This is a genomic window from Simiaoa sp., from assembly GCF_051972595.1.
GTDB classification, from domain to species: Bacteria; Bacillota; Clostridia; order Lachnospirales; family Lachnospiraceae; genus Acetatifactor; species Acetatifactor hominis.
Genome location: NZ_JBOKRY010000069.1, coordinates 1 through 6,694, shown reverse-complemented (window position 1 = coordinate 6,694; position 6,694 = coordinate 1). Strand labels below are relative to the sequence as shown.

Sequence of the window (6,694 nt, the reverse complement as noted above, 5' to 3'; positions counted from 1 at the left end):
CTCCATTTCTCCGTTTGGAGAAACTCCGATGCACTCAACAGGCTAAAGCCCATAAGTAAAAACCGCTGCAGGCTTACGCCCACAGCGGTTTATTTTTCTCAGCTTACTGCTGAGCTACATCCTTCATGGAGAAGCTGATTCTTCCCATCTTATCCTTGCCCAGGCATACTACTGTTACTACGTCTCCCAGGGTCAGGACATCTTCTACACGGTTGATTCTCTCCTTAGCGATCTTGGAGATGTGTACCATGCCTTCCTTACCGGGTGCGAACTCGATGAATGCACCGAATTCCTTGATGCTTACTACCTTGCCCTTGAAGATCTGACCTTCTTCGAAGTCCGTGGTGATGATCTTCACCATCTCCAGAGCCTTATCCATCATTTCCTTATCGGTACCGCAGATAGATACCTTACCGTCATCGGTGATATCGATCTTCACGCCGGTACGTGCAATGATCTCATTGATGGTCTTGCCACGCTGACCTACTACATCACCGATTCTGTCGGGATCGATCTGAATGGAGATGATCTTGGGAGCGTACTTGCCAACCTCTGTTCTGGGAGCAGAGATTGCAGGCTTCATGCAGGTATCCATGATGAACAGTCTTGCATCACGGCATCTTGCAATAGCGCCTTCTACGATAGGTCTGGTCAGACCGTGGATCTTAATATCCATCTGAATAGCGGTAATACCTTCGGTAGTACCGGTTACCTTAAAGTCCATATCTCCGAAGAAGTCTTCCAATCCCTGGATATCGGTCAACAGTACGAAATCGTCATCGGTCTCGCCGGTTACCAGACCACAGGAAATACCTGCTACCATCTTCTTGATAGGTACGCCTGCTGCCATCAGGGACATGCAGGAAGCACAGGTGGAAGCCATGGAGGTAGATCCGTTGGATTCAAAAGTCTCAGATACGGTACGAATTGTATAAGGGAACTCGTCCTCACTGGGCAGTACGGGGATCAGGGCTCTCTCAGCCAGAGCACCGTGACCGATCTCACGTCTTCCGGGTCCGCGGGAAGGCTTGGTCTCACCTACGGAATAGGAAGGGAAGTTATAATGATGCATATATCTCTTGCTTACTTCGTTCTCATCCAGGCCATCGATCTTCTGCTGCTCGGACAGAGGAGCCAGAGTACATACATTACAGATCTGTGTCTGTCCACGGGTGAACATAGCGGAACCATGTACACGGGGGATGATATCTACTTCTGCTGCCAAGGGACGGATCTGGGTGATCGCACGACCATCGGGACGCTTGTGGTCCTTCAGGATCATCTTACGAACGGTCTTCTTCTCATACTGATATACAGCCTCACCTAAGATAGCCAGCCACTCTTCGTTCTCAGCGAAAGCTTCGGTCAGCTTGTCGGTGATCACACGGATATTCTCCTCACGGGTCTGCTTGTCATCGGTAAATACTGCCTCTTCCATCTCGGCGGGAGATACGATCTCCTTCATAGCCTCGAACATTTCAGCGGGAACCGCACAGCTGGTATACTCGTGCTTCTTCTTGCCAACTTCTGCTACGATCTTGTCGATGAAAGCGATGATGGTCTGGTTCACTTCGTGAGCCTTGTAGATAGCTTCGATCATGGTAGCCTCAGGAATCTCATTAGCACCTGCTTCGATCATGATCACTTTCTCTCTGGTGGAAGCAACGGTCAGGTTCAGATTGCCCTTCTTCCACTGCTCCTGGCTGGGATTGATGATGAACTCACCATCGATCATGCCTACCTGGGTCATAGCGCAAGGACCGTCGAAAGGAATATCGGAAATACAGGTAGCGATAGCCGCACCGATCATGGCTACCAGCTCGGGACGACACTCGGGATCTACGCTCATTACCATGTTGTTCAGGGTTACGTCGTTACGGTAATCCTTGGGGAACAGGGGACGCATAGGTCTATCGATGACACGGCTGGTCAGAATAGCGTTCTCGCTTGCCTTGCCCTCTCTCTTATTGAAGCCGCCGGGGATCTTACCCACAGCGTACATTTTCTCTTCGTACTCTACACTCAGAGGGAAGAAATCGATACCGTCTCTGGGCTTCTCGGAAGCGGTTGCGGTACAGAGAACAGTGGTATCACCATAGTGCATGAATGCACATCCGTTTGCCTGCTTACCTACACGGTTGATATCAACCACCAGAGGTCTGCCTGCAAGATCCATCTTGTAACTTTGATACATAAATTCCTCCTATCCATCGTACGTGACTTTATCTTTTGTGTTCCTCATGGGACACCTTTATCACTCTACGATATAAATAATTTAATAAATATTTCCACGGTCTGGAGGATTACCGAAACTACTGAAAAATTCATGTTGCTTTTCCCAACATACCCTTTTCAGCGGTCTCGGGGCTCACTTCCATACCGCTTGTTACCCAAAGCAATGACAGAGTATCTGTCATCACATACACAGAGAAAGCGGAGCGCCGATGTAATCGGCAGACCCCGCTCACCAGTCAGCATTATTTTCTTAAGCCAAGCTTCTCGATTAATGCACGATATCTCTCGATATCCTTCTTCTTCAGGTAATCCAGAAGACCACGTCTCTGACCTACCATCTTCAGCATACCACGACGAGAATGATGATCCTTAGGGTTCTCCTTCAGATGCTCGGTAAGCTCCTGGATTCTTGCAGTCAGGACTGCTACCTGTACCTCAGGTGAACCGGTGTCACCGGGGGTTCTTGCATACTCGTTCATGATGGCTGTTTTCTTTTCCTTAGAAATCATTTCTTTTTCCTCCTGTTTTTTAAACGCCTGATACTAAGACTAAGGTCGGAGTGTCCGTAATCTGAGCATCGGCTAATCATACTGTTTCAATATAGCACAATAATCTTCTGTTGTAAATACACTTTTTATTTTCTGGCAGCACGTTTCTGTACTTTTTCTTCGTACATCAAGCTGTCAGCCTGTTTTACATAATCCCCAAAGGTCAGATTGCTGTCCGGATCCGTCACTACGGTTCCGATACTCATGGTCAGCGGAAATGGAAGCTTCTGTGCCTTTCCCTCCGCCTCCAGTGTTCTACGGATCCGATGGACCAGATCTCTCGAGGCTTCATCGGACTGATACGTCTGTACCACGACGAATTCATCGCCGCCGGTTCTGGCAGGCACCGCGTCACGGCTGCTGCACTGCATCAGTGCCCTGGCTGCCGCACAGATAGCCATATCGCCATATTCATGACCGAACGTGTCGTTGATATATTTGAGCCTGTCGAGATCCACAAACAGTATCAGCAGTTTCCGATGATTCCGTTTTGAGATCCGGAAGGCTTTCTCTCCTAACTGTTGGTATCCCATTCGATTGTATATACCGGTCAGGGTATCCATGATATACAGCGAGGATAATTTTTTATTCATATATGCGAGCATTTCTTTTTTATGAAGGTTCTCCATGGAACGGGTCAATGCATTCATGATCTGGAACAAATACTGCTTCTCCATAAGATAGACCGCATTACGGATGACCACATAGCCCACTGTACGCTCTCCGAAATGCAGCGGCAGGAACAGAAAATCCTGTCCCGGCTTCGGATAGTCAAATGTGGGGAAGATTCCGTCCACTTCCTGTCTGTCCAGATCCAGCCTCTGGTCTCTCTCATAGGCAAAGGTCATCTGCATCTGTCTCGGATAACCGTGTACATAAAAGCCTTCGTCAGAAGGTGCCGCATCCAGGTGAATACTCTTCTCCGCCTCTTTCTTATAAGCATTCAGATGATCATCCAATACAAGATACATAGCATCGCATTTCAGGGAAGGAATGCATTGAGGGATACAATACATCATCTCCTCCACCGTATTGCACTGCATCATTTCCGCTTCCATGGAGAGTACTTCCTCATCGAATTCTTCGCTCTCCACACTGTACATGATCTGATCCTTCAGATGCCCCCTGGCATCCCGGCTACTACCCTTTCCACAGCCGCAGCTCTCCTGCCACAGCATTTCCGTCTCAGTGAAATTGTATTTGGGTACATTCTCCCCTGCCCAGAGGCGCAGGAGGACATCCATCCCATGGTAAGCAGCTTCTTCCTGGATATGTCCCACAGTTGTAATGCTGGGTGTGTAGAAGCCAGCCTTGTCAAAATTATCAAATCCGGTGATACGAAAATCGTCCGGTGCATGAAATCCCATCTGTGCTGCTGCTTCGCATACAGCAACCGCCACATTGTCATTAATACAGATCACAGCATCCGGGAGCTCCTTGTGCCGGTCCCATAGATGTTTATAACCTTCCAGTCCGCTCTTATAATCAAAGGAACCGTACCAGATATCGTCCTTGTCGATCTTAATCTTATGTTCTCTGGCATAATCCAGCATTCCCTGCAGGCGGCAGCTGCTCTCGTAATTACCCTGTGCTCCCACTAACAGCCAGAATTTTTTGCAGTCATGCACCTCATGAAGATGTGCGATAACCTGCTTCATGGCCGAATAATTATCGATCCCCACATAATAAAAATCTCCCAGTTCATTGGCAATGGATACCACAGGCCGTCCTGATCGCTTTGCATTGCTGATCACATCCGCAAGCACCGCAGGAGAACTGATATTATTTAATTCCAGAATAATCCCGTCAAAATCGGACAACTCCGGCAGATTGTAAATATTGTACTCTGCCCTATTGTATCCGGCATCCCGGCTCCAGTTACCTGTACTGTTGAAAATGTACAGATTGACATCCTCTCCGGTCTCCTGAATCCTCTGCAGAATTCCCGCCGGCCATGCATATGTAAACAGACGTCTCCAACCATCTGTGATCAAAGCTACTTTTCGCATCTCCATCACCCATTTAGTTTCATTATATTTGCTGCTGTACCCATTCCAGCGCTTTCTTAGATATATAAAAAATAGTATCACAGTTCCCATGGAAACGCAATTATTAAAAGCATCCTTCCGAATGTCAAAAAGGCATTGCCCGCCACCAGACGCACAATGCCTTTACACTTTAAATTTTTTCCTATATCAATCCTGAATTACGCGGACACATTTCACGGGAGTACGGTATTTATAACTGCTGATCTTGATACCGGTCTTAGGACTGCTGGCATGAATAACCTGTCCTCCGCCGATATAGATCGCTACATGGTTGATGTTACCTTTGCCGTTACCGTAGAAGATCAGATCTCCGGGCTTCAGATCCGAAGCGCTGATCTTCGTTCCTTCATTCGCCTGCGCTCTGGAAGAATGACTCAGGGAAATACCGTATTTTTTGAACACTGCCAGTACAAAACCGGAGCAATCGGCACCCTTGGTCAGACTGGTTCCTCCCCATACATAAGGGTTACCCACAAACTGTTTCGCATATTCCACCAGATCTACGCGCACATCGGATACCCCCTGACCGTAGAGCAGTTCCGTCATGGTAATGGCGGTATCCAGCTTTTCTTCCACTGTGACAAATTCCTGGGACACATAAGCATCCTCACCATCGATGGAAATCTTCACCCAGCCATCGGCACCGGTCTCCACATATTCCATCTCCTCGCCCTGTCCTACCTGCGTCACGATCTCGCTGGAGGTGTTGGGCTCCTGGCGTACATTCAATCCGTCCGTATTGGCAATTGCCACTGTATGTACCAGCTGTGCCGCACGGATCGTAGCCTCCGGTCCTGTATGTAAGAACTCCCGGCTTACATAGCCATCCACTTCACCGGACTTGATATGGCACCAGCCGTCCTTCGTCTCGATGACTTCACAGGCAGCATCCTTGGGCAGCTTACCCACCAGCTTACCGTCCGTGGAGGGCACTGCTCTGATATTCAGATTGCCGGACTCTACATTGGCTACACCGATATTGGTATATCCCCAGGAAGCTCCCTGCGCATCCTGCGCGATCTGGATATATTCCTCCAGGGAACGATCCATCTCCAGTACGGATGCAATGCCACCGGAAGCCATCAGTGTGCTGCTGCCGGCTGCGGATACGGAGATCGGTGATGCCAACATGAAAAGTGCCATGCCGGCTGCTATGAATTTCATCTGTCTGTTCTTCTTATTCTTTATCATAAAAACCTTTCAGTTAAATTCCTTTTACGAATTTGTTACAAATTTATTACATTACGATATTGATTATAGCGTCCATCCCTGACTATGTCAACCCATTCCGACCATTTCCTATATCTTCCTAAGGATGTCTTATAGCTCCCCATTATCCCCCTCGATCTCCCTGCCTTCTCTTCCCGCCTGCTCGATCAGCGTCTTCTCCACATCGGTCTCATAATTATTAATAGACACTTCCACGGGTGTCGGATCCTTTGTCAACCGCCTGCCTCCGATATGATTGAAGAACACAATGATACCTGCCGCCAGTCCCACAGAATACGCCACCTCCAGCGTATTAATCCCTCCGGGTTCCGCACCCATGCACATCCGGTATACCTCGGTAAATACTTCGTTGATCCCCACGTCATTATGATATGCCATAATGGTAAACGCTGTCCCGAAGAAGCTGATCAGGCACACGAACGCAGCCTTGCTCCACTGCTGCCAGCCTTTGTACTGATCCACGCTGATCCATTCCACCAGTACATCTGTCTCTCCTACCACCTGCACATCTATTTCCGGACAGAGCTCCTCCATGAGACGCACCAGCTTCAGGCAGCTGATCACGCAGCGCTTTTCCCCTTCTTTCGGAAAATGGCAGACCTTGATGGCATTTAATTTTGCCGACAGTACTTT

General features: G+C 48.5%; 5 protein-coding genes. All 5 read right to left on the bottom strand.

Annotation, left to right across the window (positions count from 1 at the left end):
- Positions 1–103: 103 nt before the first annotated feature.
- Positions 104–2,194: a polyribonucleotide nucleotidyltransferase gene (locus tag ACTRDR_RS14540; protein WP_440528335.1), complete on the bottom strand. Its 2,091-nt coding sequence runs from the start codon at positions 2,192–2,194 to the stop codon at positions 104–106.
- A 283-nt stretch (positions 2,195–2,477) separates the two neighbouring features.
- Complete coding sequence (gene rpsO, locus ACTRDR_RS14535; RefSeq protein ID WP_440528334.1) at positions 2,478–2,744, bottom strand: 30S ribosomal protein S15; 267 nt, start codon at positions 2,742–2,744, stop codon at positions 2,478–2,480.
- Positions 2,745–2,869: 125 nt separating this feature from the next.
- Positions 2,870–4,792: a diguanylate cyclase domain-containing protein gene (locus ACTRDR_RS14530; protein ID WP_440528332.1), complete on the bottom strand. Its 1,923-nt coding sequence runs from the start codon at positions 4,790–4,792 to the stop codon at positions 2,870–2,872.
- A gap of 186 nt (positions 4,793–4,978) precedes the next feature.
- Complete coding sequence (locus ACTRDR_RS14525; RefSeq protein WP_176865389.1) at positions 4,979–6,022, bottom strand: NlpC/P60 family protein; 1,044 nt, start codon at positions 6,020–6,022, stop codon at positions 4,979–4,981.
- A 129-nt stretch (positions 6,023–6,151) separates the two neighbouring features.
- On the bottom strand, positions 6,152–6,694 hold a 543-nt coding region (locus ACTRDR_RS14520), incomplete at its 5' end, for a stage V sporulation protein AA (protein WP_440528330.1).

Bases quoted from the DNA above. Each gene is read 5' to 3' on its own strand.
- ACTRDR_RS14540 (WP_440528335.1), bottom strand. From the start codon at position 2,194: ATGTATCAAAGTTACAAGATGGATCTTGCAGGCAGACCTCTGGTGGTT.
- rpsO (WP_440528334.1), bottom strand. From the start codon at position 2,744: ATGATTTCTAAGGAAAAGAAAACAGCCATCATGAACGAGTATGCAAGA.
- ACTRDR_RS14530 (WP_440528332.1), bottom strand. From the start codon at position 4,792: ATGCGAAAAGTAGCTTTGATCACAGATGGTTGGAGACGTCTGTTTACA.
- ACTRDR_RS14525 (WP_176865389.1), bottom strand. From the start codon at position 6,022: ATGATAAAGAATAAGAAGAACAGACAGATGAAATTCATAGCAGCCGGC.